This window comes from Antrihabitans cavernicola (genome assembly GCF_008297975.1).
GTDB classification, from domain to species: Bacteria; Actinomycetota; Actinomycetes; order Mycobacteriales; family Mycobacteriaceae; genus Antrihabitans; species Antrihabitans cavernicola.
In genome coordinates this window covers 74,677-99,472 of record NZ_VLNY01000013.1, presented here as the reverse complement: position 1 = coordinate 99,472, position 24,796 = coordinate 74,677, and the positions used below count along the sequence as shown (strand labels likewise).

Sequence of the window (24,796 nt, the reverse complement as noted above, 5' to 3'; positions counted from 1 at the left end):
AGCGTGCGTTCTCACACCCGAAACCACAACACCCCGAGACGCCTGTTCGGTGTCTCGGGGTGATGGTGTGGCAGATGTAGGATTCGAACCTACGTAGGCATAAGCCGACGGATTTACAGTCCGCTCCCATTGGCCGCTCGGGCAATCTGCCGTGGCTTCGGGCATCTCGGAAAGCTTTTCCGAAACATTCTCCGACGCGCACAGCAGAATACAACGAACCGGCACCCGAAACGCAAACCGGGTGGCTGATGCAAGTGACGCGGGCGATACCGTCGACACAACCGAGATTCTTCATCGATTTCCAAAGGGGTACCTGGTGGCCGATTCGTCCTTCGATGTAGTCAGCAAGATCGATCGTCAAGAGGTGGACAACGCGTTGCATCAGGCGGAGAAGGAGCTCACGACGCGCTACGACTTCCGCGGAACCGGAGCGACCATCGAGTGGTCGGGCGACGAGGCCATCGTGCTGACCGCGGAGGCCGATGAGCGTGTTGCGGCGGCGCTGGACGTGTTCAAGGAGAAGCTGATCCGTCGCGATATCTCACTCAAGGCCTTCGACGCCGGCGAGCCCGTGCAGTCCGGAAAGCTCTACAAGATCACCGGAACGCTGGTCCAGGGCATCACGTCGGAGAACGCGAAGAAGATCTCGAAGAAGATCCGCGACGACGGCCCCAAGGGCGTCAAGGCGCAGATTCAGGGCGAGGAACTGCGGGTGAGCAGCAAGAAGCGCGACGATCTGCAGGCTGTGCAGCAGCTGCTCAAGGGCGAGGACTTCGGCATCGCGCTGCAGTTCGTCAACTACCGCTAGAAACTTCTACCTACCCGCCATCTGCTCCAGTCGTGCGATCCGCTCCGCCATCGGCGGGTGGGTGGAGAACATCCGCGCCATCTTCTCGCCGCCGCGGAACGGGCTTGCGATCATCATGTGCGACTGGGCGGCGATCTTCGGCTCCGGCGGCAGGGGTGCTGCCGCAACACCCTGCTCCAGCTTGCGCAGCGCCGACGCCAGGGCCAGCGGATCGCCGGTCAGCTCCGCACCCGACTGATCGGCCTGGAACTCGCGAGAGCGCGACACCGCCATCTTGACGACGGTCGCGGCGATCGGTCCGAGCATCGACACCAGCATGATGCCGAGGAAGTTGGGGCCCTCACCGTTGCCGCGGCCGCCGAACATCGACGCGAAGAACGCCATGTTGGCGAGGCCGGAAATCACCGCTGCCATCGCACCGGCGACCGACGAGATCAGGATGTCGCGGTTGTAGACGTGGGACAGCTCGTGGCCGAGCACAGCGCGCAGCTCGCGTTCGTCGAGGATCTGCAGGATTCCACTCGTGCAACACACGGCCGCGTGACGAGGATTACGTCCGGTCGCGAACGCATTGGGCGCGTTGGTGGGGCTGATGTAGAGGCTGGGCATCGGCTGGTGCGCCAGTGTCGCCAGCTCACGGACGATCCGATAGATCACCGGTGCCTCTACCTCGGTGACCGGCTGCGCGTGCATCGCCTTCAACGCCAGCTTCTCGCTGTTGAAGTACGCGTAGGCGTTCATACCTACGGCAAACAGGATGGCGAGGCCCAGGATCATCGGGCTGCGGAACAGTGCGCCGGCAAACACGATCAGCGCCGACATGCCGATCAGCAGCGCCGCCGTCTTGACCCCGTTTGCGTACCCGTGTCCGTGCATGTGCCCCTTCTCTCCGCCGACGTGTGTTCACTCAACGAAGCAACTGGGTGAGACAGTTCCCAGCAACCAAAAGATGAGGCCCTAGCCGACTCGCTCGATCGTATAGGCGACCAGGTGTTTCAGGGCCTCGTTGCCAGGTCCCTGCGGCAACTGGGCAAGCTCGGCCCGAGCAAGATCGGCATAGCCCGCGAGCTTCTCCTTCGCCAGCAACAGTCCTTGCGACTCCCCCAGCAACGCCAGCGCTTCGGCGACGTCTTCGTCGGTGGTCAGCGGTGCGGCCAGCAGCGCGCGCAACCGGTCACCGCCCGGCCCCTCGTCGCGCAGGGCGTACAGGACGGGCAGCGTGTGCACGCCTTCGCGAAGGTCGGTGCCTGGCGTTTTGCCCGACTGCGACGACACGGACGCAATGTCGATGATGTCGTCGGAGATCTGGAACGCGGTACCCACCGCGTCGCCGAGGCGCTCCAGTCGTTCGATGTCTTCCGGCGACGCGCCGGAGAAGGTGCCGCCGAATCGGCCTGCCGTCGCGATCAGCGATCCCGTCTTCTCCCAGACCACCCGCAGGTAGTGCTCCACTGGGTCCTGCGTTTGCTTGACGCCGATGGTTTCCCGCATCTGGCCGGTGACCAGCTCGGCGAACGTCTCGGCGATCACACGAACGGCTTCCGGTCCCAGCGTCGACACCAGGCGCGACGCGTGCGCGAACAGGTAGTCGCCCGCAAGGATCGCGATGCTGTTGCCCCAGCGGGAGTTGGCGCTCTCCGTCCCTCGGCGCATGGTCGCCTCGTCCATGACGTCGTCGTGATAGAGCGTCGCCAGATGCACGAGTTCGACCACGGTGCCCGCGACCACAACGGATGGATCGGCAGGCTTCGGCCCCAGCTGAGCGGTCAGAATGGTGAACAGCGGACGAAAGCGCTTTCCACCGGCCTTGGCCAAGTGCAGCGCTGCTTCGGTCAGAAAGTCCTCGCCGTCGGACAGCTCGGAGATGAGCAGCTCTTCGACGCTCTGCATTCCCTCACGGACCACGCGCGCCAACTCGGCGTCGCCGAGGTCCACCCCCGCGACGATCGCGCCCTGTTCGTTCACTGTTTCGGTGCCCGTTCCTTTTATTCGGCCGGCCGTCGGCTCATACGGTAATGAACCTAATGGTTCCAGCCGACTTCGGCCCGGTCGTGCGCGGGCTGCGTTCACCGGTGCCTGCCAAGATGGAGTGATGACAACGAGCGAGTCGGATTCGACAACTGCCGCGCCGTTGCCTGCCGGGGCGGACGTCGTGGTGATCGGGGCCGGTCCCGCAGGCTCGGCGGCGGCGGCGTGGGCGGCCCGAAACGGCCGTGACGTGGCACTTGTCGACGCCGCGACGTTTCCGCGCGACAAAACCTGCGGCGACGGCCTGACCCCGCGGGCGGTTGCCGAACTGGACCACCTGGGGCTCGGCGAGTGGGTCCGATCGTGCTCGGTGAACCACGGTTTGCGCCTCACGGGTTTCGGCCGCGAACTGGAGCTGCCATGGCCCGGCGGATCGTTGCCGTCGATCGGAAGTGCCGTTCCCCGAACGGAACTCGACGAGCGGATCCGCCTGACCGCGGTATCGGCGGGTGCGCGCATGGTGGAGGGCGCTCGTGCGATAGACGTCACACGTGACGGTGACCGTGTGGCCGCTGTGAGCCTGCAAACCGCGTCGGGAACGCAGTCGATCGCGTGCAAGAAACTGATCGTCGCCGACGGTGTCCGCTCCACCCTCGGCAAGAAGCTCGGCCGAACCTGGCACCGCGACACCGCGTACGGGGTGGCGGCCCGCGCGTACGTGAACTCCGGTCGCAGCGACGATCCGTGGATCACGTCACACCTGGAACTGCGCGATCAAGACGGTGAGATCCAACCTGGCTACGGCTGGGTCTTCCCACTCTCGACGGGTGAGGTGAACATCGGCGTTGGATCGTTGGCGACCGCGAAGCGTCCGGCCAACGTCGCACTGCGACCCCTGCTGGAGCATTACGCCCGCATGCGACGCGACGAATGGCAGCTCGACGGTCCGGTCACCCGGTTGTCGTCCGCGCTGCTGCCGATGGGCGGTTCGGTATCCGGTGTCGCAGGCCGCAACTGGGCGTTGATCGGCGACGCCGCGGGCTGCGTGAATCCGCTCAACGGCGAAGGCATCGACTACGGACTGGAGGGCGGCAGGCTGCTCGCAGACGTGCTCGACGCCCCCGACCTCAGCGAACTGTGGCCCGAACTGCTCCGCGATCGTTACGGCCGCGCCTTCTCCATCGCGCGCAGGCTCGCCGGCTTGCTGACGGTCCCCCGCGTGCTGCCCGCAGGCGGTCCGATCGGCTTCCGGTCCGCAGCTTTGATGCGGGTCGCCGTTCGGGTGATGGGAAACCTGGTGACCGACGAAGACGCCGATGTCACTGCCCGCGCGTGGCGAGCGTCCGGTGGCGCATCGCTACGGGTGGACCGCCGACCCCCGTTCACGTGAACGTTCCGGCGGATCTTCTGGTTCATCTACGACGCGCCCGCGACCTCGCCGACAAGCATTACGCCGAACCACTCGATCTCGATGAGCTCGCCGCTACCGCAGGCGTATCGAAGTACCACTTCCTGCGCAGCTTTGCCGCCACCTACGGCAAGACGCCTGCGCTCTATCTGGCCGAACGGCGGATCGAGCGTGCGCAAGATCTACTCCGCGCCACCAACCTGACGGTGACCGAGGTGTGCGTCATGGTCGGCTACACCAGCCTCGGCTCGTTCAGCAGAAAATTCAGCGAGCTGGTCGGGACGCCGCCGTCGGCGTATCAACAGAAATTCGCGACCGGAGTGCCGCACATTCCGGGCTGCTTCGTCTTCATGCACGGACTCAGTGACCGAGCGACCGGCGACAGAGCAATTTCGGAGAAGCGCGACGGCGACGCCACCGAATAGGTTGGGCGACATGATTACCAACGTGTCCCTGGTGACCGTCTACGTGACCGATCAAGACGAGTCCAAGAAGTTCTACGTCGACAAGCTCGGCTTCGTCGAAATCTCCGATGTGAGCATGGGCGACGGCTTCCGCTGGGTGACGGTCGCTCACCCCGATCATCTCGAACTCGAAGTGACACTGATGATTCCAGGTCCGCCGCTGGATGCCGAGATGGCGGACGTTGTTCGACGCACGCTGGCGAAGGGCACGATGGGCGGCCTGGGAATCGCGACCGCAGACTGCCGCAAGACGTTCGAAGAACTCTCGGCGAAGGGCGTCGAGTTCGTTCAGGAACCGTCGGAGCGGCCGTACGGCGTGGAAGCCGTGCTGCGCGACAACTCCGGCAACTGGCTGGTGCTCGTCGAACGGAAAGAGTTCAGCGGAGAGGACTTTCCGCACGCGTGAGGTCAGCGCACGGCGGTGACGACGTGGGCCCTGATCTTTCCTTCGACGGCACCGGTTCCGAAGCGTTCGGCAAGTGCGGTCGCGGCGACGTGCGTCGCTTCGACCAACCGTTCCGGCTCGATCTCGTTGCAGAGCGGTGAACCCTGGCAGTAGGCGACCGCCGGGTCGGTCGGCGAATCGGCCCGGCTCACGTCGTCGACGGATTCGATCGAGACCGAGGAGAAGCCGGCCGCCGTCACGTGCTGCTCGATCGCTTCGACATCGTGGTAGCCGTGCGGCGTCCGCGCCAGGAATCGGGGCGGGTCCAACGGGAACATCTTCGCCAGCGCCTGCGTGATGACGTCGGCGAACGGTAATGCCAGCGCGTCGGCATGGCGCCATTCGATGCGGTCGTCATGAAGTTTCGCGGCGGCGACAGCGAGCATCGGTTCGTTGAGATCGGTGGCGACGAGGCGGGTCTGCGACGGCAGCCGCCGCGCGAGGTGTCGCGTCAGTACTCCGGTTCCGGCCGCGGTCTCGAGCACTCGGTGCGGGTCCGCCAGTGCAACGCGCGTCGCGAGATCGCGTGCGTAGGGCTCGAATATCAGCGGCACGAAATAGCGCTCGTACATGTAAGGGATCGACCCGGCGAAGACCTTGTCTTGCGCCACCATCGCTACCTCCCGAGCCGTGTTGCTCCGATCTTTCCGCTCTTGGTCGATACTGCCAAGATGGATCGAACGACGCTGCGAGCATGGTGGTCACATCGGCAATGCCTCGACGGATCGATCACCGGCTCGGCCGCGCAGGTGCTGTCCAGGACCGGTTGGGCCAGGTCGGTGGCGGGCGCGACGCCCTATCTGGGCTTGTTCGCGCGCGCGGGTATCGATCGACGGAGCGTCGACGCCGACGTCGCGGCCCTGGACATCCACGAACTGCCGTCTACCCGAGCCTGCACCTACGTAGTGCCTGCAGAGGACTTCGGGCTCGCGCTCTCGTTGGCGACGCTCAGAGGCGGCAACGTCGGAATGGCTGTCGCCACCAAGCATCTCGGCGTCACGGAGCGCGAGATCGACGCACTGTGCGACGCCATCCTCGCGGCACTCGGCGACCAGACCTTGGACCCGACGGCGATCAAATCGGCGGTCGGCGACGCGGTGCGCAATCTGGGCGCCGACGGCAAGAAGCGTGGCCAGTCGACCACGCTGTCGTTAGGCTTGGGCAGGCTGCAGAATCAGGGCCTGATTCGACGGGTGCCCGTCAACGGCCGCCTCGACCAGCAGCGTTACGGCTACGTTCGCTGGACCGAGCCGCCCACCATGATCGATGCCGATTCGGCACGAATCAGTTTGGCGCGCAAGTACTTCGACTGGGCGGCACCGGCCTCGCTCGCGCATTTCCGGTGGTTCTCGGCGTTTACGGCGGCAGCGGCGAAGAAGGCGATCGGCGAGCTGGATCTCCTCGACCGCGACGGCCTGCTGATTCCCCGCCACCTGATCGCGGAGTTCGACGACTTCGCCTGTCCCGCAACGCCTCAGTACGCGTTGGTCGGCGGAATCGACGGTATCCACCTCCTGCACCGCGACATGGAAACGCTGCTCGATCCCGCCGATGCGGCTCGCCCGGTGCCGGGTGGGAAACAGGGTTCGACGTTGGGCACCGAGGCCGATCCGCCCGCGCATCTGATCGTCGATCGTGGGCGGATCGTCGGGCTGTGGGAGTTCGACACCGATGCCGGCGAGATCGTCGCTTCGGTGTTCGTCGACCGCGACGATGCGTTGGACGATGTGATCGCGAGCACCGAGTCTTTCGTGCGCGATCAGCTCGGCGATGCGAGGAGTTTCAGCTTGGATTCGCCGAAGAGCAGAGCTCCGCGGATTGCGGCGTTGCGGGGCTGAGTTTCGGCTCCTTCTTCGGCCGCAGTGTGCTGGCCGCGATCACCGCCGCCCCGACCAGCAACGCGATACCGATCGCCCATCCCAGGTGATATCCGCTGACAGTTGCATCCATTTCTGTGCTGCCGTGGGAGGCGAGACGGCTGGTTGTCGCCGCGGCGATGCTCGACAGGACTGCGAGCCCGATCGCCGAGCCGACCTGCTGAGAGGTGCTGAGCAGCCCGGACGCCGCACCTGCGGCATCGGGGGTTGTCGCGGACATCGCCGTGGACATTATCGCCGGGATCGCGATGCCGCCACCGATCGCGAACAGCACCATGCTTGGCAGCACATCGACGCCGTAGCTGGCATCGATCGGTGCGAACACCAGCAGGAACATGCCCAACGCCACGATCAGCATGCCCGGAACGACCAGCACCCGCGGCCCGGTGCGCTGGCTGATGCGCGGGTATACGACAAGCGAGAGAAAGCCGATCCCGCAGGCGATCGGCAGGATCGCGACGCCGGATTGGGCAGGCGTGTAATGCAGGACGCTCTGAAAGAAGAGCGTGACCAGGTACTGGAAGCCGAGCATCGAGCCTGCCAGGATCGCGAGGACCAGATTTGCCCCGACCACCGACCGTGACATCAGTCCACGAAGTTGGAGCAGCGGACGATCGGCTCGAAGCTGTCGGGCGACGAACCCGGCCAGGAGGACGACGGCGAGCACCGCGACCGATCGGCGATCGGGATCGACGACCGCGACGATGGTGGCGCCGAGACCACCCACCAGCAGTAGGGCGCCCAGGTAGTCGGCACCGGCCCGCAACCCTTCGGCGGCTTCGCGATCGAGCACGCGGCGGCCGATCGCCAACATTGCCAACCCGATCGGGACGTTGATGAAGAACGCCCACCGCCATCCCGCCACATCCCGTGATCACACCGCCCAGGAACAGCCCCGACGCCGCACCGGCCGAGGCCATGAAGGCATAGATCCCGATCGCGCGGGCGCGTGCCGCGGGCTGGTCGAACAGCGACACGATCATGCCGAGTGCGACCGACGAGGCCATCGCGGCACCGCTGCCCTGGACGAATCGTGCTCCGATCAAAGCACCGTCCGAGGGGGCAAGGCCGCACGCGAGCGACGCGACGGTGAAGACGACCAGACCGCCGAGCAGCACCCGGCGCCGCCCGATCAGGTCACCGAGCCGACCGGCGAGCAACAGCAGGGCGCCGAAACTGATCAGGTAGGCGTTCACGACCCAGGACAGCTGGTCGGATCCGAATCCGAGATCACGTTGGATGGACGGGATCGCAACGTTCACGACCGTCTCGTCCAGCACGGTCATCATCGTCGCCGCGCACAGCACGACCAGCGCAGCCAGTCGTCTACCGGTGAATGCAGATGAGTCCATATATCGAACGCTAACAGATCGTCTATTAATAGACAATCTGTTAGCGACCGATACTCAAGGCTTCGAACGCCGCCGCCGCGTCAACTGATCCTCCATATGAAACGGCGCCGCGAGTGGCCCCGCGACGAGGCCGGTTAGCGCAGCCAGAAACGCCTCGCGCTCACCGGACGGCAGCGCGCCGAGCACGTCGTCGTACGCGCCTTGGACCAGAACATCGGCGCGATCCAGCAGTTCTCGACCCTTGGGGGTGATCGCAACGACGCGAACCCGACGGTCGGTCGGTGACAGCGTGCGAACCGCCAATCCGTCCCGCTCCATCGCATCGAGCACGTTGACCAGCGTCGTCTTGTCCAACCAGGCCCGCTCGGCCAACTGCGCCTGGGTGAAATCGCCGTCGACACCCTTGCTCAGCACGCAATAGACCTTGACCGAGACGCCGATCGCGTCGAGTGCGACACCCAGTCGCGCAGTGACGGCGTAGCTCGCCTGATTGAGCAACATCGACAGGTCGACGGCGGGGGGCGTGCGCCCGGTGGTCATAGTGCGCGAGTCGCCCGGTGTAGGGCAACTACCCCACCGGTGAGGTTGCGCCACTTCACATCTCGCCAACCGGCAGCCGCAATACGATTCGCCAGCTCTTCTTGATCTGGCCAGGCGCGGATCGATTCGGCAAGGTAGACATACGCATCCGGATTGCTGCTGACCGCTTGCGCCACCCGAGGTAGCGCCTTCATCAGGTACTCCATGTACACGGTGCGGAACGGCCCGAAGACGGGGGTTGAGAACTCGCACACCACAAGTCGGCCACCGGGTTTGGTGACGCGGGCCAGTTCCCGAAGGCCCTGATCGAACTCGGAGACATTGCGCAGGCCGAAGGAAATGGTCGCGGCGTCGAAGACGTTGTCGGCGAACGGCAGATGCATCGCATCGCCTGCCACCATCGGCACGTTGCGCGAAAGACCCGCTCGCAGCATGCCTTTGGAGAAGTCGGCTGCCACGCACCAGGCTCCGGACTTGCCGAGTTCGACGGTGGACACTGCGGTCCCGGCCGCGAGGTCGAGGACCCGCTCGCCCGGCTTCAGTGCCAACGCCTTGCGCGTCGCCGCCCGCCAGATCCGATCTTGGCCGCCGGAGATGACGGTGTTGGTGATGTCGTACCGTTTCGCGACCCCGTCGAACATCGACGCGACCTCGTGCGGTTCCTTCTCCAGCGATGCGCGGGACCCGTGTCTACTCACGTGCCGACCGTACCCGGCGACGCTCACGCGGTGTCCTCTTGGCCGCGCTGCGTTGTCGCTCCGGTCCTCGCTCGTTCCTCGCTGCGATCCTCACTCCGCCTCACGCGGTGTCCTCTTGGCCGCGCTGCGTTGTCGCTCCGGTCCTCGCTCGTTCCTCGCTGCGATCCTCACTCCGCCTCACGCGGTGTCGGAGAGCTTCCGGTCGGTCAGCCCCGCGACATCGGCATAGTGCTCGACCAGTTCGCCACAGATCGCAGGCCACGTCCTATGCAGCACCGACTTGCGGGCAGCCTCGCCGAAACGCACCCGTGCTGTGCGATCGGCCAGCGCACCGACCGCACTCGGCAGCAGTTCGGAAAAGCGGTCGACCGGCAGCAGGTAGCCGTTTCGGCAATGCGCGACCAGATCACGCGGGCCACCAGCATCCGGCCCGATCACCGGCACACCGCTGGCCAGCGCCTCTTGCACTGCCTGACAGAAGGTTTCGTGCTCGCCGGGATGGACGAACACGTCCAGGCTTGCGTAGGCCTGCGCCAGTTCACTGCCACCGAGCTGACCGGTGAACACCGCGGTGGGTAGCAGCTTGGCCAGAGCGGGCCGGTCGGGGCCGTCGCCGACGATCACCAACTGGATCTTCGGGTCGTGGGCCAGCGAAGCCAGCCGCTCGACATGCTTTTCCGGTGCCAGCCTGCCGACGAACCCGACGATCAACTTGCCGTCCGGGGTCCACCGTTCGCGAAGTTCCGTACTCCGGGCGCTCGGCGTGAACCGAGCGATCTCCACGCCTCTGCCCCAGCGATGCACCCGCGGAATGCCGTGCTCCTCCAGGGCTTCGACGGCGGACGTCGAGGGCGCGAGTGTGCGGGCCGCACGAGAGTGGATCCGCCGCGTCCAGGCCCAGGCTGCGCGACTCGTCAAGCCGAGCCCATAGCTCTCGGCGAAGCCTGCGACGTCGGTCTGATAGACCGCAACGGCCGGAACGTCCAGTCGCAGTGCGGTACTCAGCCCACCCGCACCGAGCAGAAACGGCGATGCCAGGTGCACCACATCGGGGTCGAAGTCGCGGACGGCCGCCGTCATCCGGGACTGCGGCAGACCGACCGGGAGCGAACTGACCTTGGGGACCATCACCGCGGGCACCCGGACGACAGGAAATCCGTTGTGTTCGGTGGGTGCGGCCGGAAGTGAACGGACCGTGTCGGGCGCCACGACAAGCGCCTGGTGTCCGTTGCGCTCGAGGTGCTCGAGGACCCGGAGAACGGAGTTGGTAACCCCGTTCATGTTCGGCAGGAAAGATTCAGCGACGATTGCTACTCGCATGAGCCTCAGTGTTGTGGAGCAGCGTCGCAGGGTAGCCACCGCGAAGTGACGCCGAGGCGAAGTTCATACGAATGCTTGTCGCTGTTTGCGCCGGACCAGCCACAACGCGGGCAACGCGACCGCCCAGGTCACCACGATCACCGAGGCTGCGGGCACTATCGCGACCCTGGCATCGCGCCCCGCGACCCGCACCAGGTCGGGGTCATTGATCGCATATTCGACGTCGATACGCTGCCCGACCGTCAGATTGGTCGGATATAGCACGCCGAGACGCGGGTTGTGCGTCACACCGTCGGGTGTCACGAAGCTGACTGCCGACCGCAACCGACCGGCGGAGAGTACTTCCGCGGTGGCGACACCCTTGTCGGACGCGATGGTGTGATCGTCCCGCCATGCGGCAAGAACCAGCAGCACCGCGAGCGCGGACAGGGCGATCGCGAAGATCATGATGCCCAGCCGGACACGGTGGAGCGTGGATCGATCGGGAGTCACGTCGAAAGGCTATCGGTCGCGTCCGATCGCTCCGGTAGCGTGCCGCTCATGTCACGCACATTCGCCTTCCCCCTGAGCTACACCTCACCTGCGTCCGTCGTCCACGGCGCCATCACCGACCAGCGGCTGTGGCAGTCGCGAATCGAGGGCGTCGACAGTGCCGAACTGGACTTCGGCACACCGGACGGTCCGGGAACCGCATCGATTTCGATGAAGGAAACCATCAAGCAGGAGCGCATTCCGGCGCTGGTCCGCAAGGTCCTCAAAGGCGAGCTGACGATCAGTCGCACCGACAAGTGGGGTGCGTTCGACGGCGACCGCGCGACCGGGACGTTCAGCGGCGGCTCGACCGGCCTGCCTGCGTCGCTGAACGGCACGTTCGCGCTGCGTGACACCGCGGCTGGTGCTGTGATCGATGTCGCAGGCGAGATCGAGGTGAAGGTGCGATTCGTCGGCGGCGCCATCGAGGCGCTGGTCGAGCAACTGTTCACGAAGATGCTGAACAGCGAGCGCAAGTATGTCGAAAAGTGGATTACCGAGCAGGCTGCCTAGAGCCGCGCGTGAACTGCAGCGTGCAGTTCGCGTAGCCCGGATCGTTCGGTGGTCACCTCGAGCACGCGGATTCCGTCCGCGTGCTCGGCGAGGGCCGCCGCAAGTTGCTGCGGATCGACCAGCCGGTGCGGCACCCGATAGGCGGCGCAGAGCGCGGCGAGGTCCATGCCGTGCGGGGTGCCGAAGACGCGCTCGAACACGCCCGCGTACTGCGGATCGCCCTGCTCGAGCAGTTCGAAGATGCCGCCGCCGTCGTCGTTGGCGACCACGATCGTCAGGTCGTTCGGTCGTGGCTCGCCGGTGCCCATCAGCAGACCGGACGCGTCGTGCAGGAAGGTGAGATCACCGATCAGCGCAATGGTGCGACCTGGATGGGTCAGGGCGACGCCGACGGCCGTCGAGACCGTGCCGTCGATGCCCGCGACGCCGCGATTGGACAGCACGGTCACACCGGGTCGCGGATAGCTCACCAGGGCGGCGTCACGCACCGGATTCGACGCGCCGAGCAGCAGCTGATCACCGTCGCGCAGGGCGTCGGTGACGATGGCAGCCACGTGCAGGCCGGTCGGCTTAGGGTGCACCGAAAGCTGTTCGCGGACAGCGCGATCAGCCTTGTCGGTGAGCCGTGCACAGCGCGCCAGCCACGCCTCACGCGGCGCGCCGGTTGCGACGGCACGGGTGCCGGTGCCGACCACGTTGCCGGACACGTCCGGCCAGCGCGGACCCGTGGTCAACGCGAAGACGGCGACCGATGGATCGGCGAGCAGCTTCGACACCGGCCGGTGCAGCGTGGGACGTCCGGTGATGATGGCCTGGCGTGGTTCCAGAAACGGCAGGCTCAACGGGTGCAATCGGGGGCCGTGTAGCGGCGCGGTCGGCTCGGCGACCGTCGGGATCCCTGCGAGTTCGGGGCGATGACCCGATCCGTGCCCGGAGATCACCACGGTGTCGGGCGTGAAATCGATGTCGATCGGCACGTCGAGCGTGGCGTTCTGCGTCTGCGTCCACGGCGCCCGGTCGGGTCGGCCTTCCGGTGCGTTGTCTCGCGCCAACGCCTCGGGCACCAGCGGCTCACGGAGCGGAATGTCGAAATGCACGGGACCGGCGTTGCCCGATCGAGTGCCTCGCGCGGCGGCGAGGACGCGGCACACGGCGGATCGCCACTGACTGTTCTGCTCGTTGCCGGCTTCGGCGAGGCCGAGGCTGATGGTCGCCCGAACCTGACTACCGAAGAGGCCGAGCTGCTCGACGGTCTGGTTTGCGCCGGTGCCCAGCATTTCGTACGGCCGATTGGCGCTGAGTACGACCAGCGGCACCCGCGCGTAATTCGCTTCCAGCACAGCGGGTCCCAGGTTGGCGACAGCGGTTCCGGACGTCATGACGACGGGGACGGGCCTGCGATTCGCCAACGAGAGACCCACCGCGAGAAACCCCGCCGTGCGCTCGTCGATGCGCATGTGGAGCCGGAGCAGCCCTTGCGCGTCGGCCGCCTGCAGGGCGAAGGCAAGCGGGGCGTTGCGCGATCCGGGGCATAGCACCACGTCCGCCACGCCACCACGAATCAATTCGTCGACGACGACGGCGGCCTGCGCGGTGGACGGATTCACTACTCAAGATTGTCAGATCGTGGCGATTGCACGGCGCTCGCGTCGTTATTAGGGTTTGCTAACCTTAGCGATAATTGCAGTTCTCGCGGAGGGTTGACAGGGGAATTCAAAAATGGGCAAGCACATCAAGCCGGACGAGCGGCATGTCCTCACCGTCGAGGTGGTCGCGTCCAAGCAGGTGAGCCCCACGTTCATTCGGGTCACCATGGGCGGCGACGGGCTACGACAGTTCGTCCCTATGGGCTTCGACCAGTGGTTTCGGGTGTTCATTCCGAAGCACGGCCAGTCGGAGCTGCGCCTGCCGACCACCACGAGCCCGCTGTGGTTCGCGCAGTGGATGCTGATGTCGAAGGACACCAGGCCGTTGGGGCGCAACTACACGGTTCGCAACTTCCGTACCGAGGGTGTGTTCAGCGCGGGACCGGAACTCGACATCGACTTTGCCGTGCACGGCGGCGGCGAAGCATCGGCATGGGCGGAAAACGCGCAGGTGGGCGACAGGATCGGGATTCTGGACGAGGGCGTCACGTACAACCCGCCTGCAGGGGCGGATTGGGAGCTCCTGGTCGGTGACGAGAGCGCATTGCCTGCGATCGTCGAATTCTGCAGTCGGCCCGCGCGGATCTGCGCGCCGAGGTGTTCATCGAGATCCCGCACGCCGACGACGCGCAGGAGATCGCCGCTCCCGCGGGGGCGAACCTGCACTGGCTGGTGCGGACCGATTCCACGGCGACCCCTGGCACGCTTGCCCTGGAGACGGTGAAGACCGCTCACCTTCTCGACGGCGAGGTCTACGCCTTTGTCGCGGGTGAGCAGAAATTGGCGACCGGCGTCCGCAGGCATCTTGTCAACGAGCGCAAGGTGCCGAAGCACAACGTCACCTTCACCGGCTACTGGCGGTCGTAGCCGGCGAAGGTGACGCAGGGACTAGCTCGCGTGCTTCTGCACCAACTCGCCGAGACGCGGGAGTGCCTCGACGACGTTCTTCTTCGCCGACGGACGCATCGTTGCGTACACCTTCTTCAACGACGGCCGCGACGACGCGTCGATGCGCGCATCGGTGACGCTGAGCAGCGCATCCGAGACCTCTTCACCACGGCCGACCAGGTAGTTGGCGAAGCTGCCCTCACCACTGCCCTGGAAGCTCGCCCAGAACGGCTCGAGGCGCTCGGAGAACTGCGGGAGCAGCGTCTCCACGGCATCCGTCACGATCGACGGGCTCACCTTCTTCACTGCGGCGTACCCACCCTTGACGGCGAGCCCCGACGCACCCTTCTTATCCGAAACCTCTGCATCGATCAGGGTCTTCACATCGGCTACGACGGTCGGCCGACGCGACTCTTCGAGCAGTGTTTCGTTCAGTGCTACAACCACTTTCATGGCCTCCGTATCGGGGTTCGTTGACTTGCGACCGACACTCTATACGGACAGAGACGGCTAATTCTCTGCCAGCAACCGATAGCACCGACGCACCCGATCGCGCCACCACTGCTCCCGCTCGGGCAGCGCAGCCAGCTCACGCACCGCTGTCATGTCGGGAACCACAGGCTCGACGTCCAGCGATCCCGCCACCAGCTCGCGCGGTGCAGCGACGTCTCGTACGAAGAACCCGCCGGTCCCGAGCCCGCAGGCCAGTTCCAGCTCGGGGAGAGCGGCAGCTGCCGCAAGTCCCGCGTTCATCCCGACAGCCGAATCGAGAGCGCTGGAAACCACCAGCGGAATGCCGTGTGCACCGAGTTGGTCGCCGATCGCAAGCAGCGGCCGCATACCACCGAGGGGTGCGACCTTCACCACAGCAACGTCCAGTCCACCTGCGCGAACCACGCGCATCGGATCGTCGGCGCGGCGGATGCTCTCGTCGGCGGCGATGCGGATCTGTGGCAGCCGTCGACGTAACTCGACGAGGTCGTCGACGGATGCGCACGGCTGCTCCGCGTACTCGAGCGGCGCGTCTCGGGTCAGGGCCTCGAGCGCTCGTGTCGCCTCGTCGAGGGTCCAGCCGCCGTTCGCGTCGACCCTCACGTTCGGGATCAGCTCACGCACCGCCGCGACGCGCTGCAGATCGTCGTCGAGGGTCTGACCGGGCTCGGCGACCTTCACCTTGGCGGTAGTGGCGCCGGGGAAACGGGCCAGAACGCCCGCCACCTGCGCGGCGTCGAGGGCCGGCACCGTGGCATTGACCGGGATGCTGTTCCTCAAAGCAGGTGGCGGACCCTCCCACGCCGATTCGATCGCCGACCGCAGCCACTGCGCGGCCTCGGCGTCGTCGTACTCGGGAAAGGCACCGAACTCCCCCCAGCCTGCGGGTCCTTCGATCAGCACCACTTCGCGGGTGGTGATGCCTCGAAATCGCACCCGCATCGGCAGACTCACGACATGGGCATCGGCCAGCAGGTCGGTGAGGGTGGGGAGCACTCGACCAGTATTGCGGCTGCGCCGCCCGTGAGTGATATTCAGTGCCCTGGCACCCAAAATCACGCACAGTGGGCGCATCGGTTGTGCATCGAACTGGGCTAGGGTTCGAGCATGCGAGCAACCATTGTGAGAACAGCCCTTGTCGGACTTGTCGCCACTTTCGCCGTGCTGGGTTCCGGCAGCGCGTCGGCCGAACCGCTCGGCCCGATCCCCAAACTCGACGTGCAGCGCTACCTCGGGACCTGGAACCAGTTGGCTGCACTGCCGCAGCCTTACAACCTGAACTGTGCACGTGACACGCAGGCCAACTACACCCTCGACCCGCAGGGCAACGTCACCGTCCACAACACCTGCACCACCTGGCAGGGCGGGAAGAACGACATCCTCGGCAAGGCGACCATCAACGACAAGGTCACCAATGCCCAACTGCACGTGAGCTTTCCGGACGTGCCGTTCCAGAGCGACCCCAACGGGCCCACGAATTACATCGTGACGGCGATTGCGCCGGACTACTCGTGGGCACTCGTCGGTGATCCGAATCGGCTCTCCGGTTTCGTCCTGTCGCGCACCACGGCCCTCACGCCGCAGCAGTGGAAAGACGTGCGTAGCGCCATCCGCACCGCCGGCTACAACGAGTGCGTCTTCCTCACCTCACCCACGCCGGGCGGGCTGAACCAGATCGCGCCGCTCTGCACGCTGCCGCAGTAGCGGCCGCTACCCGTTCCGCATCGCCTGAAAATGCGCCGCACCTTCGGCGTGATCGACGATGCGGTCCGGGTAGCCGTGGGTGTCTTCCCACGCATCCCACGGCTTGTGCACGAGTCCGCCGGGAATGTCGGCCAGTTCCGGCACCCAGCGGCGCACGTACTCACCGTCGGGATCGAAGCGTTCGGCCTGCCGCATCGGGCTGAGCACCCGGTTCGGTCGCGTATCCGTTCCGGTCCCTGCCACCCACTGCCAGTTCATGATGTTGTTCGCCATGTCGGCGTCGAGCAGCAGGTCGGTGAAGTGCTGCGCTCCGATTCGCCAGTCCAGATACATCGACTTGGTCAGGAAGCTGGCGGTGATCATCCGGGCGCGGTTGTGCATCCAGCCCTCGTCGAGCAGTTGCCGCATCCCGGCATCGACGATCGGATAGCCGGTCCGCCCCACCTTCCACGCCTCCGCGGCTTTCGCGTCGTCACGCCACCGGTCGTGGCGGTCGCGGTAGTCGGCGGTCGTGGCATCCGGACGTGCCGCCAGCACCTGATGGTGGAAATCGCGCCACGCCATCTGCCGGATGAACGCATCACCACCGGTGGTGGTCCCGTCGACGCGATCGACCACCTCTGTCGCAGACAGGCAGCCGAAATGCAGGTAGGGCGACAGCTTCGACGTGGCGTCGCCGAACAGGTCGTCGTGAATCTCGTGATACGACTCGATCGGCCCGGCGAGCCAGTCCTTCAACAGCTTTCGCGCAACGGTCTCGCCGCCCGACGCCAGGTTGGGCGAGGTGTCACCCGGGCAGATGTCGCTCTGCTTCGGTAGTCCGTCGCCACGAATATTGGGCACACTGAGCGATCGTGGCTTACCCAAGGTGCGACGTTTGTCCGCCGACGACCACCGGCGAAGGTACGGCGTGAACACCGCGAAATGATCGCGAGTGCCGGTCGGCAGCACATCGCCCGGTTCGACCACCGTATGCACCGCGGTGTGGGTGTGCATCTCGCAACGACCCTGCAGACGCTCCCGCAGCGCCTCGTCGCGGCGGTGACTGAACCTGCTGACATCCGATGCGATATGTACCTGGGTGGCGTCGAGTTCGCCGACAAGCCGCTCCACCTCGTCCACGACATTGCCGTGCCGAATCACCAGGCGTCCACCGATGTCGCGCAGCTCTTTGTCAAGTGCGGCAAGCGATTCCGCCAGAAACTTCGCGCGGTTCGGCGAGTTGAACGTGCTGCCGAGAATCCTCTTGTCGAGGACGAACAGCGGCACCACAGTCGAGCCCGCCTGATGCGCTGCGGAGAGCACCGGATTGTCGTGCACTCGGAGGTCGCGTGTGAACAGCGCGATGGTCGCGCTCACAGGGCAAGCTTGCATCGGTTGTGCATCATTGGTGCGACTCTAGACCAGCCGTCATGGACTGGGTGCCGTAAACACCCCTTTGCGCAACTCTGGCACCACCGAGCTGACGTCGAGCTCGGCGGCTATCTCCACGTCCTCGGGAAAGCCACCCTCGATCAGCTCACGACCGCTTGCGCAGCAATGCAATTGAGCAGAGATGTCGTCGAGAGCGAGAAAGGCCGACCGTGCAACACGAGCTTCTTGCGACAGCGACAACCCGTCCAATTTCGCCAACACCGCCCCAGCACCCCACAGATCTTCGACGGCAGGTCGTAGCGTTCCGTCCGGCCACCGCTCCCCCGCCGCGATCACTGCAACCACCGCGTCGCTGGCTGCGAGATACTGCGCCACCGCACCCGCATTGCGCAGCGACGCTCCGATCACCGTGACTCCTGCATCGGCGAGGGCGAACGAGATCGACGATCCGTTCGGCGACGGCAACACCAACCGCTGGATATCCACCGCGTCGCGCACGGTCGCGGGCGACAGACTCACCTGGCCCGGCTGGCGCTGCCGTCTACCGACGGCCAAGTCTGCGCCGTGGTCGCGCGCAAATTCGGCGGCCCCGTCCGCCCACGGATACGGCAGCACTTCGATCCCGCGATCGAGCGCGACCGTCAGCGTCGTGGTGAACGACAGCACATCGACGACGACGGCGATATCGCACCCGCCGACGATCGCACGGGCCCCGGACAGGCCCCAATCGAAGCGAATGCGGTGATCTCCCTGCGTATGTGCTGGCAGCACCACTCAGGGTTGGCCGGGCAGCAATTGCACCATCAACGCTTCGCAGTCGGCGATGAGCTTGCCGGACTCGTCGGTCATGCGAGCACTCACGAAGGACTTCCGACCTTCGATGCGGTCCAATCGCCCTTCGACCGTGAGCTTGGTGTTCAGTGGCGTCACCGCGCGATAGTTGATGTGCAAGAACGCAGTTCGGCTGATCGGGCGGCCAGACGCATGCACCACCATCCCGAAGACGTCGTCGAACGCCAATGGCAGAACGCCGCCGTGCGCTGCGCCGTTTCCGCCGAGGTGGAAGCGCCGGAATACGCCGGTGGCGCGGACACCACCCTCGTCGAATCGCTCCACCTGCCACGGCAACATCAACAGGCTGCCGCGGCCGGGCAGGCTGATGATCCGACCAGCGGGCTGCTGACCTTCGGGCACCTGATAAGGCTCCAGCAGGTCGATCAATTTCTGCGCCAGGGCTCGCGCCTCGCCGAACACGTCGTCCGGCGGCGCCACCGAGACAGCAAGATCTTGCAGTTGTCGCATCTGCTCGACGAAGGGCCCGAAGTTCTCGGTCTCTTCGGCCGCGGTGAACTTGGGGAAGCCACCGTGATGCTCGAATACGTCGTCGTGCTGCTCGGTCATGACTTGCACGTTAGCTGGCCTGGTTTTACGCACGCCCAGTCAGGCCGTGGCCCTAGGGTGAATCGGGTGACCTTCAATCCGCAGCTTTGGCGTCCTGTTCCCGGGTTCGAGAACCTCACGGACATCACCTATCACCGTCACGTCACGCAGGGCACCGTCCGCGTCGCGTTCGATCGACCCGAGGTGCGCAACGCCTTTCGGCCCCACACAGTCGACGAGCTCTACCAAGTCCTCGACCACGCCCGCATGACGTCCGACGTGGGTGCGGTGTTCCTCACCGGCAACGGACCGAGCAGCAAGGACGGCGGCTGGGCGTTCTGCTCCGGTGGTGATCAGCGCATCCGCGGCCGCAGCGGCTATCAGTACGCGGACGGCGAGACCGCCGACACCGTCGACAAGGCGCGCTCCGGTCGCCTGCACATCCTCGAGGTGCAGCGACTGATCCGGTTCATGCCCAAGGTGGTGATCGCGCTGGTCAACGGTTGGGCAGCGGGCGGCGGGCACAGCCTGCACGTGGTGTGCGACCTGACCCTCGCGAGCCGCGAGCATGCTCGCTTCAAGCAGACCGACGCCGACGTCGGCAGCTTCGACGGCGGCTACGGCAGCGCCTACCTGGCGAAGATGGTGGGCCAGAAGTTCGCCCGCGAGATCTTCTTCCTCGGCGATGCCTACACGGCCGAAGAGATGCACCAAATGGGCGCTGTGAACAAGGTCGTCGACCACGCCGAGTTGGAGAACGTGGCGCTCGAATGGTCCGAGAAGATCAACGGCAAGTCGCCGCAGGCGCAGCGCATGCTCAAGTACGCGTTCAACCTCGCCGACGACGGGCTGGTCGGACAGCAACTCTTCGCGGGCGAAGCTACCCGCATGGCGTACATGACCGACGAGGCCGTCGAAGGTCGCGACTCGTTCCTGGAGAAGCGCGAACCCGACTGGTCCCCGTACCCCTGGTACTTCTGATCGCCATGGACAGGGAGAAACCCGGCCCCGAGCACATCCGACCCGACGGCGTCGACGACGCTACGGTCGCCGCCGTAGGCAAGGTGTCCGAGGCGCTGGAGACGGTCGAGCGCGCCCGCGGCCACCTTTACGAATTTCATCAACTGCTCGGCCACGCCGATCTGCAGCTCGGCGACGCCGTCGATCAGCTGCGCAAGGCCGGGCACACCGAGGTCGCGGACCGTTTGCAGGAGGAATTGGTCGGCCGCAACGTGCTGGAAGGGCGCTGGACGTTCCAGATCGTCGAAGAATTCGACGACGGCTACTGGTCCACCTTTCGAGACCTCGACCAGCACACCCGCGATCGGCTGATGGCAGGTAAGCGTCATGTCTTCGAGTCGGAGATGAAAGAGGAGCGCCGCACCCATGGCCGACGCGATCACGAGGCTGTGCCGAGCAAGGAGGGCTGAGTCGTGCAGGTATTGAGCAGCCGGATCATCCTTCGACCAGCCGACTACCCGCTCACGCTGGCGTTCTATCGCGATCGTCTCGGCTTGGCGATTGCGCGTGAGTATCCCGGCGGGACAGTCTTTTTCGCAGGTCAAGGACTGATCGAGGTGGCCGCACACGGCGGCACGGACGCGTCGTCGACCTTCGAGGGTGCTCTCTGGCTGCAGGTTCGCGACGTCACCGAAACGCAGCAGGAGCTTGCCGATCACGGTGTCTCGATCGAGCGAGAGCCGGTGCTGGAGCCGTGGGGGCTGTGGGAGATGTGGCTGCGCGATCCCGACGGTGTGCGGATCGTCGTCGTGGAAATTCCGAAAGATCATCCGATCCGGCTGGATTCACGTCGACCATGAAAAGCGACAAATCAACCAATAAAGTGAACAAACGGTAACAAAATTAGATTGCGCGACCCCAATTTGTCACTAGCTGGATTTTTGCCGTTCAACTCCGCACACTGAGCCTGTGACTGCAGAATTCCTCGTCCTGCTCATTGTGGTAGTGACCGCACTCGGATTCGATTTCACCAACGGCTTCCACGACACGGCCAATGCGATGGCCGCGTCGATCGCAACCGGAGCCTTGAAACCGAAGGTCGCAGTCACGCTTTCGGCAGCATTGAACCTGCTCGGAGCCTTTCTGTCGGTGGAAGTCGCGGCCACGGTTGCGAAGGGCATCGTCAACCTGGGTGGCGTCGGCGGCCAACCGCTGCTGATCATCGTGTTCGCCGGGCTGGTCGGGGGCATCCTGTGGAACCTGGCGACCTGGCTGTTCGGCATCCCGTCCAGCTCCTCGCACGCGTTGTTCGGCGGTTTGATCGGCTCCGCGATAGCCGCCCTCGGTATGCACGGCGTCGAGTGGTCCGGCGTGGTCAGCAAGATCATCATTCCGGCCGTGCTTGCCCCGCCGGTAGCGGCGCTCGTAGCCATCGCAGGCACCAAGCTGATCTACCGAATCACGTCCCGAGTCAACGAGAAGTCCCGCGAAGACGGCTTCCGTTGGGGTCAAATCGGTTCGGCATCGCTGGTGTCGCTGGCGCACGGGACCAACGACGCACAGAAGACGATGGGCATCATCTTTCTCGCGTTGGTTGCACACGGCACCATCGATCCGGGCGCGTCGATGCCGTTCTGGGTGAAGTTGGCGTGCGCGCTGGCCATCGCGTTCGGCACCTACCTGGGCGGTTGGCGAATCATCCGAACGCTGGGCAAGGGGCTCGTCGAGATCTCGTCACCGCAGGGCTTGGCGGCCGACTCGTCCACCGCCGCAATCATTCTCACGTCCAGTCATTTCGGCCTGCCGCTCTCCACCACCCAGACGGCAACCGGCTCGATTCTCGGCACCGGCATCGGCAAGGCGGATGCCGAAGTGCGGTGGAGCGTCGCAGGGCGCATGGTGACCGCATGGCTGCTGACGTTGCCTTTGGCAGGCGTAGTCGGCGCGCTCTGCTGGGCTCTCGCGCACGCTTTCGACGGGCTCACCGGCGTGTTGGTGGTGTTCGGTGTGCTGCTGATCGCGTCGGGGTACATGTACGCCCGGTCGCGTCGCAACCCGGTGGACACCAGCAACGTCACCGAGGCGTGGGAGGACGCAGGCGACGCAGAACCGCAGGCCACCACGTCCGATACGCCGCAAACCCGAAACGCCTGAGCCCGTGGATCTCTTTCTGAAAACCCTCAACTCGTTGTGGCAGGTACTGCTGATCGGCTTGGTTCTCGGCGCAGGGCTGCCCGCACTGTTCGCGATGGGAATTCGCTGCCTATCCTGGACAACAATCGACAAGGACGGGATAGACAGGGACGGCAGTGTCGGCAAGCGGAGCGTGACGGGGACCGCAGGGGCGTTGGCGTGCTTCGCGGTGATTCTTGTCGCGATCGTGACGGGGATACTGTTCGTCATGAAAGACTTCCTTGCCCACGATTTTGGAATCCACCTGTTCTGAGCAGTACTGCTCGTAGAAGCGAGGCCGCGTGACCGCCGAAGCCAAAGCGTCGATCTTGGCGCGGGTTCTGGATTGGCTGCGGGCGGGCTACCCCCAAGGAGTGCCACGCGAGGATTACGTGGCACTGCTGGCCGTGCTGCATCGCAAGCTGACGGACGACGAGGTTCGGCAGATCGTGCGCGAATTGACTGCCGACCGCACGCGCGATCATCCGGACGACGCAATCGATCCTGAGGAAATAGAGACCGCCATCTCGGATCTCGCGAAGGAAACACCGGGCGACGAGGACATCGGTCGGGTTAGATCCAGACTCGAAGCGGGCGGCTGGCAGTTGGCCGAACCGTCCGAATCCTGACACCGTCCACTGACACGAAACTGGACTGCCATGGCCTTACCACCGTTTCTCAGCAACATCATCGGCTGGTTGCGCGCCGGATACCCCGACGGCGTTCCGGAGGGCGACTACGTGCCTCTGCTCGCGCTGCTGACCCGTCGGCTGTCGGACGAGGAGGTGGATCAGGTCACCGCCGAGCTGATCGCACAGGGCGACCTACCCGTCGACAAGACCGATATCCAGGTGCTCATCACCAAGATCACCAACGAGCTGCCGACCGAGACGGATACCGATCGAGTCCGCAAGCATCTGCTCTCCGGTGGGATGCCGACGGTGGATCCGATTCGTCGCCCCGATCCGGAGGCGTGACACCATCCCTGTGTGAGCAATACCCTTCGCAGCCTGCCCATCTCGACCGGTGCTGCTGCCGCCGCGGTTCTCCCGCAGTTACGCGACGCCCTCGCCGGCACCGGCCCCGCCTGGCTGCCGGTGCCGTCGGGCGATCAGCGTGAGATCGACAGGCTGACGCAGGCGCTGTCGCCCGATCGACCCATCGACGACGACGTTGCGATGGTGGTCGCCACCTCCGGGACGACAGGAACGCCCAAGGGCGCCATGCTGTCTGCATCGGCGCTGCGGGCCAGCGCCGACGCCACCCACCGCCGGCTCGGTGGTCCCGGCAGCTGGCTGCTCGCACTCCCCGCCCATCACATCGCGGGCCTGCAGGTGCTGTTGCGCGGGCTTGCTGCTGGGACGGAGCCGACGATCGTCGATGTGTCGGCCGGATTCGATCCCGCCGATCTGGTTACCGGCATCGCGGCGATGCCCGGGCCACGCCGCTACACGTCGCTGGTGCCGACGCAGTTGGTGAAGGTCCTCGACAACCCCGATGCGGTCGCCGCTCTCGCCGAGTTGGATGCCGTAATGCTCGGCGGCGCAGCAACTCCGGTGCCGTTGCGGCAGCGCGCGGAGAGCGAGGGAATTACGTTGGTGCGCACCTACGGCATGAGCGAAACCTGTGGTGGCTGCGTCTACGACGGAGTGCCGCTCGACTGCGCCGAGGTCGAGATCTCCGACGGCCGAGTGCTACTGGGCGGCGCGATGCTCAGCTCGGGATACCGAGGGCTGCCCGATCATCCGGCATTTGCGCGATCGGGCTGGTTCGCCACCGAAGACGCAGGCACATTCGACTACGGGGTGCTCACGATCCTTGGCCGCTTGGACGAGGCCATCTCGACCGGTGGATTGACTGTGGTGCCGCAGGTGGTCGAAGCAGCGTTGGCAACCCATCCCGATGTTCGCGAATGCGCAGTATTCGGCGTCACCGACCCCAGGTTGGGCGAGCGCGTAGTGGCAGCGGTGATTCCGGTGCCGGGCTCGACGCCCACGGTGGAGCAACTGCGCGATCATGTTGCACAGCAATTGGATTCGACAGCAGCACCACGTGAGGTGCATCTGATCGACGCGCTGCCGTTGCGCGGGCCTGGCAAGGTCGATCGTGCAGCATTGCGGAAGCAGTTCGGCTAGTCCGTGATCACGACTGAATGGTGGCAGTTTTCGCGAATTCGGCGATTCTTCAATCGGTTTCGTCGAGCGCAGAGACAGTGTTTCGCGCCGACGTTGCGGGGAACCCATAACTATGGCCCGC

Annotated in this window: 29 protein-coding genes, 1 tRNA gene and 2 pseudogenes; 16 read left to right on the top strand and 16 right to left on the bottom strand. The window is 65.3% G+C overall.

Features of this window, described 5'->3' with window-relative positions; all coding sequences use genetic code 11:
* Positions 1-68 precede the first annotated feature (68 nt).
* Positions 69-151: transfer RNA gene (locus FOY51_RS21670), tRNA-Tyr, on the bottom strand.
* 165 nt (positions 152-316) lie between these two features.
* On the opposite strand from FOY51_RS21670, the gene FOY51_RS21665 reads away from it, so the two are divergent.
* Positions 317-808, top strand: coding sequence for a YajQ family cyclic di-GMP-binding protein (locus tag FOY51_RS21665; RefSeq protein ID WP_149432344.1), 492 nt, complete (start codon positions 317-319; stop codon positions 806-808).
* Between the two features lie 6 nt (positions 809-814).
* Here the strand turns inward: FOY51_RS21665 and htpX are convergent, their stop codons facing one another.
* Positions 815-1,684, bottom strand: coding sequence for a zinc metalloprotease HtpX (gene htpX / locus FOY51_RS21660; protein ID WP_149432343.1), 870 nt, complete (start codon positions 1,682-1,684; stop codon positions 815-817).
* An 81-nt stretch (positions 1,685-1,765) separates the two neighbouring features.
* Positions 1,766-2,773, bottom strand: a complete 1,008-nt coding sequence (locus FOY51_RS21655) for a polyprenyl synthetase family protein (RefSeq protein ID WP_290367912.1) — start codon at positions 2,771-2,773, stop codon at positions 1,766-1,768.
* A 127-nt stretch (positions 2,774-2,900) separates the two neighbouring features.
* Here FOY51_RS21655 and FOY51_RS21650 point away from each other — a divergent pair, with 127 nt between their 5' ends.
* Genes FOY51_RS21650 through FOY51_RS21640 form a run of 3 tightly spaced genes read left to right on the top strand, consistent with a single transcriptional unit; the run spans position 2,901 to position 5,054 of the window.
* The gene (locus tag FOY51_RS21650) at positions 2,901-4,166 is read left to right on the top strand and encodes a geranylgeranyl reductase family protein (protein WP_149432342.1); all 1,266 of its coding nucleotides are present in this window, start codon (positions 2,901-2,903) and stop codon (positions 4,164-4,166) included.
* Positions 4,163-4,609 carry a helix-turn-helix domain-containing protein gene (locus tag FOY51_RS21645; RefSeq protein ID WP_149432341.1) on the top strand — a complete coding sequence of 149 codons (447 nt, stop codon included), beginning with the start codon at positions 4,163-4,165 and terminating at the stop codon, positions 4,607-4,609. The genes FOY51_RS21650 and FOY51_RS21645 overlap by 4 nt, the downstream gene beginning before the upstream one ends.
* A 10-nt stretch (positions 4,610-4,619) precedes the next feature.
* Positions 4,620-5,054, top strand: a complete 435-nt coding sequence (locus tag FOY51_RS21640; protein WP_149432340.1) for a VOC family protein — start codon at positions 4,620-4,622, stop codon at positions 5,052-5,054.
* A gap of 2 nt (positions 5,055-5,056) precedes the next feature.
* On the opposite strand, the gene FOY51_RS21635 is transcribed toward FOY51_RS21640, so the two are convergent.
* Positions 5,057-5,707 (bottom strand): methyltransferase domain-containing protein, encoded by a 651-nt coding sequence (locus FOY51_RS21635; protein WP_149432339.1) that lies wholly within the window; start codon positions 5,705-5,707, stop codon positions 5,057-5,059.
* A 57-nt stretch (positions 5,708-5,764) separates the two neighbouring features.
* On the opposite strand from FOY51_RS21635, the gene FOY51_RS21630 reads away from it, so the two are divergent.
* On the top strand, positions 5,765-6,931 hold the full coding sequence (locus FOY51_RS21630; protein WP_149432338.1) for a DNA glycosylase AlkZ-like family protein: 1,167 nt from the start codon (positions 5,765-5,767) through the stop codon (positions 6,929-6,931).
* Here FOY51_RS21630 and FOY51_RS21625 read toward each other — a convergent pair.
* The 6 genes and pseudogenes from FOY51_RS21625 to FOY51_RS21600 form a co-directional block, all read right to left on the bottom strand.
* Entirely contained in the window at positions 6,876-7,835 is a 960-nt protein-coding gene (locus FOY51_RS21625) for an MFS transporter (protein ID WP_149432337.1), read from the bottom strand. The genes FOY51_RS21630 and FOY51_RS21625 overlap by 56 nt on opposite strands.
* A 61-nt stretch (positions 7,836-7,896) precedes the next feature.
* A pseudogene (locus tag FOY51_RS28005) lies at positions 7,897-8,256 on the bottom strand (MFS transporter); the annotation flags it as partial.
* Between the two features lie 120 nt (positions 8,257-8,376).
* Complete coding sequence (locus FOY51_RS21615) at positions 8,377-8,862, bottom strand: MarR family winged helix-turn-helix transcriptional regulator (RefSeq protein ID WP_149432336.1); 486 nt, start codon at positions 8,860-8,862, stop codon at positions 8,377-8,379.
* Positions 8,859-9,560, bottom strand: a complete 702-nt coding sequence (locus FOY51_RS21610; RefSeq protein ID WP_290367911.1) for a demethylmenaquinone methyltransferase — start codon at positions 9,558-9,560, stop codon at positions 8,859-8,861. Before FOY51_RS21610 ends, FOY51_RS21615 begins: the two co-directional genes overlap by 4 nt.
* Positions 9,561-9,737: 177 nt before the next feature.
* The gene (locus FOY51_RS21605; protein WP_187776420.1) at positions 9,738-10,880 is read right to left on the bottom strand and encodes a glycosyltransferase family 4 protein; all 1,143 of its coding nucleotides are present in this window, start codon (positions 10,878-10,880) and stop codon (positions 9,738-9,740) included.
* A 63-nt stretch (positions 10,881-10,943) separates the two neighbouring features.
* On the bottom strand, positions 10,944-11,327 hold the full coding sequence (locus FOY51_RS21600; protein ID WP_149432378.1) for a DUF3592 domain-containing protein: 384 nt from the start codon (positions 11,325-11,327) through the stop codon (positions 10,944-10,946).
* A gap of 93 nt (positions 11,328-11,420) precedes the next feature.
* Here FOY51_RS21600 and FOY51_RS21595 point away from each other — a divergent pair, with 93 nt between their 5' ends.
* Entirely contained in the window at positions 11,421-11,924 is a 504-nt protein-coding gene (locus FOY51_RS21595; RefSeq protein WP_149432335.1) for a DUF2505 domain-containing protein, read from the top strand.
* Here FOY51_RS21595 and menD read toward each other — a convergent pair.
* On the bottom strand, positions 11,921-13,531 hold the full coding sequence (gene menD / locus FOY51_RS21590; protein WP_149432334.1) for a 2-succinyl-5-enolpyruvyl-6-hydroxy-3-cyclohexene-1-carboxylic-acid synthase: 1,611 nt from the start codon (positions 13,529-13,531) through the stop codon (positions 11,921-11,923). The genes FOY51_RS21595 and menD overlap by 4 nt on opposite strands.
* A 112-nt stretch (positions 13,532-13,643) precedes the next feature.
* On the opposite strand from menD, the pseudogene FOY51_RS21585 reads away from it, so the two are divergent.
* A pseudogene (locus FOY51_RS21585) lies at positions 13,644-14,437 on the top strand (siderophore-interacting protein).
* 21 nt (positions 14,438-14,458) lie between these two features.
* On the opposite strand, the gene FOY51_RS21580 reads toward FOY51_RS21585, so the two are convergent.
* A complete protein-coding gene (locus FOY51_RS21580; protein WP_149432377.1) occupies positions 14,459-14,905 on the bottom strand; it encodes a DUF6918 family protein in 447 nt (148 codons plus the stop codon).
* Between the two features lie 63 nt (positions 14,906-14,968).
* Complete coding sequence (locus tag FOY51_RS21575) at positions 14,969-15,946, bottom strand: o-succinylbenzoate synthase (RefSeq protein ID WP_290367910.1); 978 nt, start codon at positions 15,944-15,946, stop codon at positions 14,969-14,971.
* A 111-nt stretch (positions 15,947-16,057) separates the two neighbouring features.
* Here FOY51_RS21575 and FOY51_RS21570 point away from each other — a divergent pair, with 111 nt between their 5' ends.
* Complete coding sequence (locus FOY51_RS21570) at positions 16,058-16,654, top strand: lipocalin family protein (protein ID WP_149432332.1); 597 nt, start codon at positions 16,058-16,060, stop codon at positions 16,652-16,654.
* A 6-nt stretch (positions 16,655-16,660) separates the two neighbouring features.
* On the opposite strand, the gene FOY51_RS21565 is transcribed toward FOY51_RS21570, so the two are convergent.
* From FOY51_RS21565 to FOY51_RS21555, 3 genes are read right to left on the bottom strand one after another with little or no spacing between them, the layout of a single operon-like run.
* Complete coding sequence (locus FOY51_RS21565) at positions 16,661-18,013, bottom strand: cryptochrome/photolyase family protein (RefSeq protein WP_149432331.1); 1,353 nt, start codon at positions 18,011-18,013, stop codon at positions 16,661-16,663.
* A 51-nt stretch (positions 18,014-18,064) separates the two neighbouring features.
* Positions 18,065-18,799 carry a 2-phosphosulfolactate phosphatase gene (locus tag FOY51_RS21560; RefSeq protein WP_149432330.1) on the bottom strand — a complete coding sequence of 245 codons (735 nt, stop codon included), beginning with the start codon at positions 18,797-18,799 and terminating at the stop codon, positions 18,065-18,067.
* A gap of 3 nt (positions 18,800-18,802) precedes the next feature.
* Positions 18,803-19,429 (bottom strand): PaaI family thioesterase, encoded by a 627-nt coding sequence (locus tag FOY51_RS21555; protein WP_149432329.1) that lies wholly within the window; start codon positions 19,427-19,429, stop codon positions 18,803-18,805.
* A gap of 66 nt (positions 19,430-19,495) precedes the next feature.
* On the opposite strand from FOY51_RS21555, the gene FOY51_RS21550 reads away from it, so the two are divergent.
* The 8 genes from FOY51_RS21550 (at position 19,496) to menE (ending at position 24,675) form a co-directional block, all read left to right on the top strand.
* The gene (locus tag FOY51_RS21550) at positions 19,496-20,389 is read left to right on the top strand and encodes a 1,4-dihydroxy-2-naphthoyl-CoA synthase (RefSeq protein ID WP_149432328.1); all 894 of its coding nucleotides are present in this window, start codon (positions 19,496-19,498) and stop codon (positions 20,387-20,389) included.
* The gene (locus FOY51_RS21545; protein WP_149432376.1) at positions 20,389-20,838 is read left to right on the top strand and encodes a hypothetical protein; all 450 of its coding nucleotides are present in this window, start codon (positions 20,389-20,391) and stop codon (positions 20,836-20,838) included. Before FOY51_RS21550 ends, FOY51_RS21545 begins: the two co-directional genes overlap by 1 nt.
* 3 nt (positions 20,839-20,841) lie before the next feature.
* Positions 20,842-21,228, top strand: a complete 387-nt coding sequence (locus tag FOY51_RS21540; protein WP_149432327.1) for a VOC family protein — start codon at positions 20,842-20,844, stop codon at positions 21,226-21,228.
* A gap of 109 nt (positions 21,229-21,337) precedes the next feature.
* On the top strand, positions 21,338-22,522 hold the full coding sequence (locus FOY51_RS21535) for an inorganic phosphate transporter (RefSeq protein WP_149432326.1): 1,185 nt from the start codon (positions 21,338-21,340) through the stop codon (positions 22,520-22,522).
* A gap of 4 nt (positions 22,523-22,526) precedes the next feature.
* Positions 22,527-22,814 carry a hypothetical protein gene (locus FOY51_RS21530; protein WP_149432325.1) on the top strand — a complete coding sequence of 96 codons (288 nt, stop codon included), beginning with the start codon at positions 22,527-22,529 and terminating at the stop codon, positions 22,812-22,814.
* Positions 22,815-22,842: 28 nt separating this feature from the next.
* Positions 22,843-23,169, top strand: a complete 327-nt coding sequence (locus FOY51_RS27710; protein ID WP_235916610.1) for a DUF3349 domain-containing protein — start codon at positions 22,843-22,845, stop codon at positions 23,167-23,169.
* 30 nt (positions 23,170-23,199) lie between these two features.
* Entirely contained in the window at positions 23,200-23,517 is a 318-nt protein-coding gene (locus tag FOY51_RS27705) for a DUF3349 domain-containing protein (RefSeq protein WP_235916608.1), read from the top strand.
* Positions 23,518-23,529: 12 nt separating this feature from the next.
* Positions 23,530-24,675, top strand: a complete 1,146-nt coding sequence (menE, locus tag FOY51_RS21520) for an o-succinylbenzoate--CoA ligase (protein WP_149432324.1) — start codon at positions 23,530-23,532, stop codon at positions 24,673-24,675.
* Positions 24,676-24,796: the final 121 nt, after the last annotated feature.

Excerpts from the sequence above, each read along its gene's own strand:
- FOY51_RS21635 (WP_149432339.1), bottom strand. The coding sequence starts at position 5,707 with ATGGTGGCGCAAGACAAGGTCTTCGCCGGGTCGATCCCTTACATGTAC.
- FOY51_RS27705 (WP_235916608.1), top strand. The coding sequence starts at position 23,200 with ATGGCCTTACCACCGTTTCTCAGCAACATCATCGGCTGGTTGCGCGCC.
- FOY51_RS21650 (WP_149432342.1), top strand. The coding sequence starts at position 2,901 with ATGACAACGAGCGAGTCGGATTCGACAACTGCCGCGCCGTTGCCTGCC.
- FOY51_RS21595 (WP_149432335.1), top strand. The coding sequence starts at position 11,421 with ATGTCACGCACATTCGCCTTCCCCCTGAGCTACACCTCACCTGCGTCC.
- FOY51_RS21630 (WP_149432338.1), top strand. The coding sequence starts at position 5,765 with ATGGATCGAACGACGCTGCGAGCATGGTGGTCACATCGGCAATGCCTC.
- FOY51_RS21600 (WP_149432378.1), bottom strand. The coding sequence starts at position 11,327 with ATGATCTTCGCGATCGCCCTGTCCGCGCTCGCGGTGCTGCTGGTTCTT.
- htpX (WP_149432343.1), bottom strand. The coding sequence starts at position 1,684 with ATGCACGGACACGGGTACGCAAACGGGGTCAAGACGGCGGCGCTGCTG.
- FOY51_RS21615 (WP_149432336.1), bottom strand. The coding sequence starts at position 8,862 with ATGACCACCGGGCGCACGCCCCCCGCCGTCGACCTGTCGATGTTGCTC.
- FOY51_RS21570 (WP_149432332.1), top strand. The coding sequence starts at position 16,058 with ATGCGAGCAACCATTGTGAGAACAGCCCTTGTCGGACTTGTCGCCACT.
- FOY51_RS21640 (WP_149432340.1), top strand. The coding sequence starts at position 4,620 with ATGATTACCAACGTGTCCCTGGTGACCGTCTACGTGACCGATCAAGAC.
- FOY51_RS21555 (WP_149432329.1), bottom strand. The coding sequence starts at position 19,429 with ATGACCGAGCAGCACGACGACGTATTCGAGCATCACGGTGGCTTCCCC.
- FOY51_RS21605 (WP_187776420.1), bottom strand. The coding sequence starts at position 10,880 with ATGCGAGTAGCAATCGTCGCTGAATCTTTCCTGCCGAACATGAACGGG.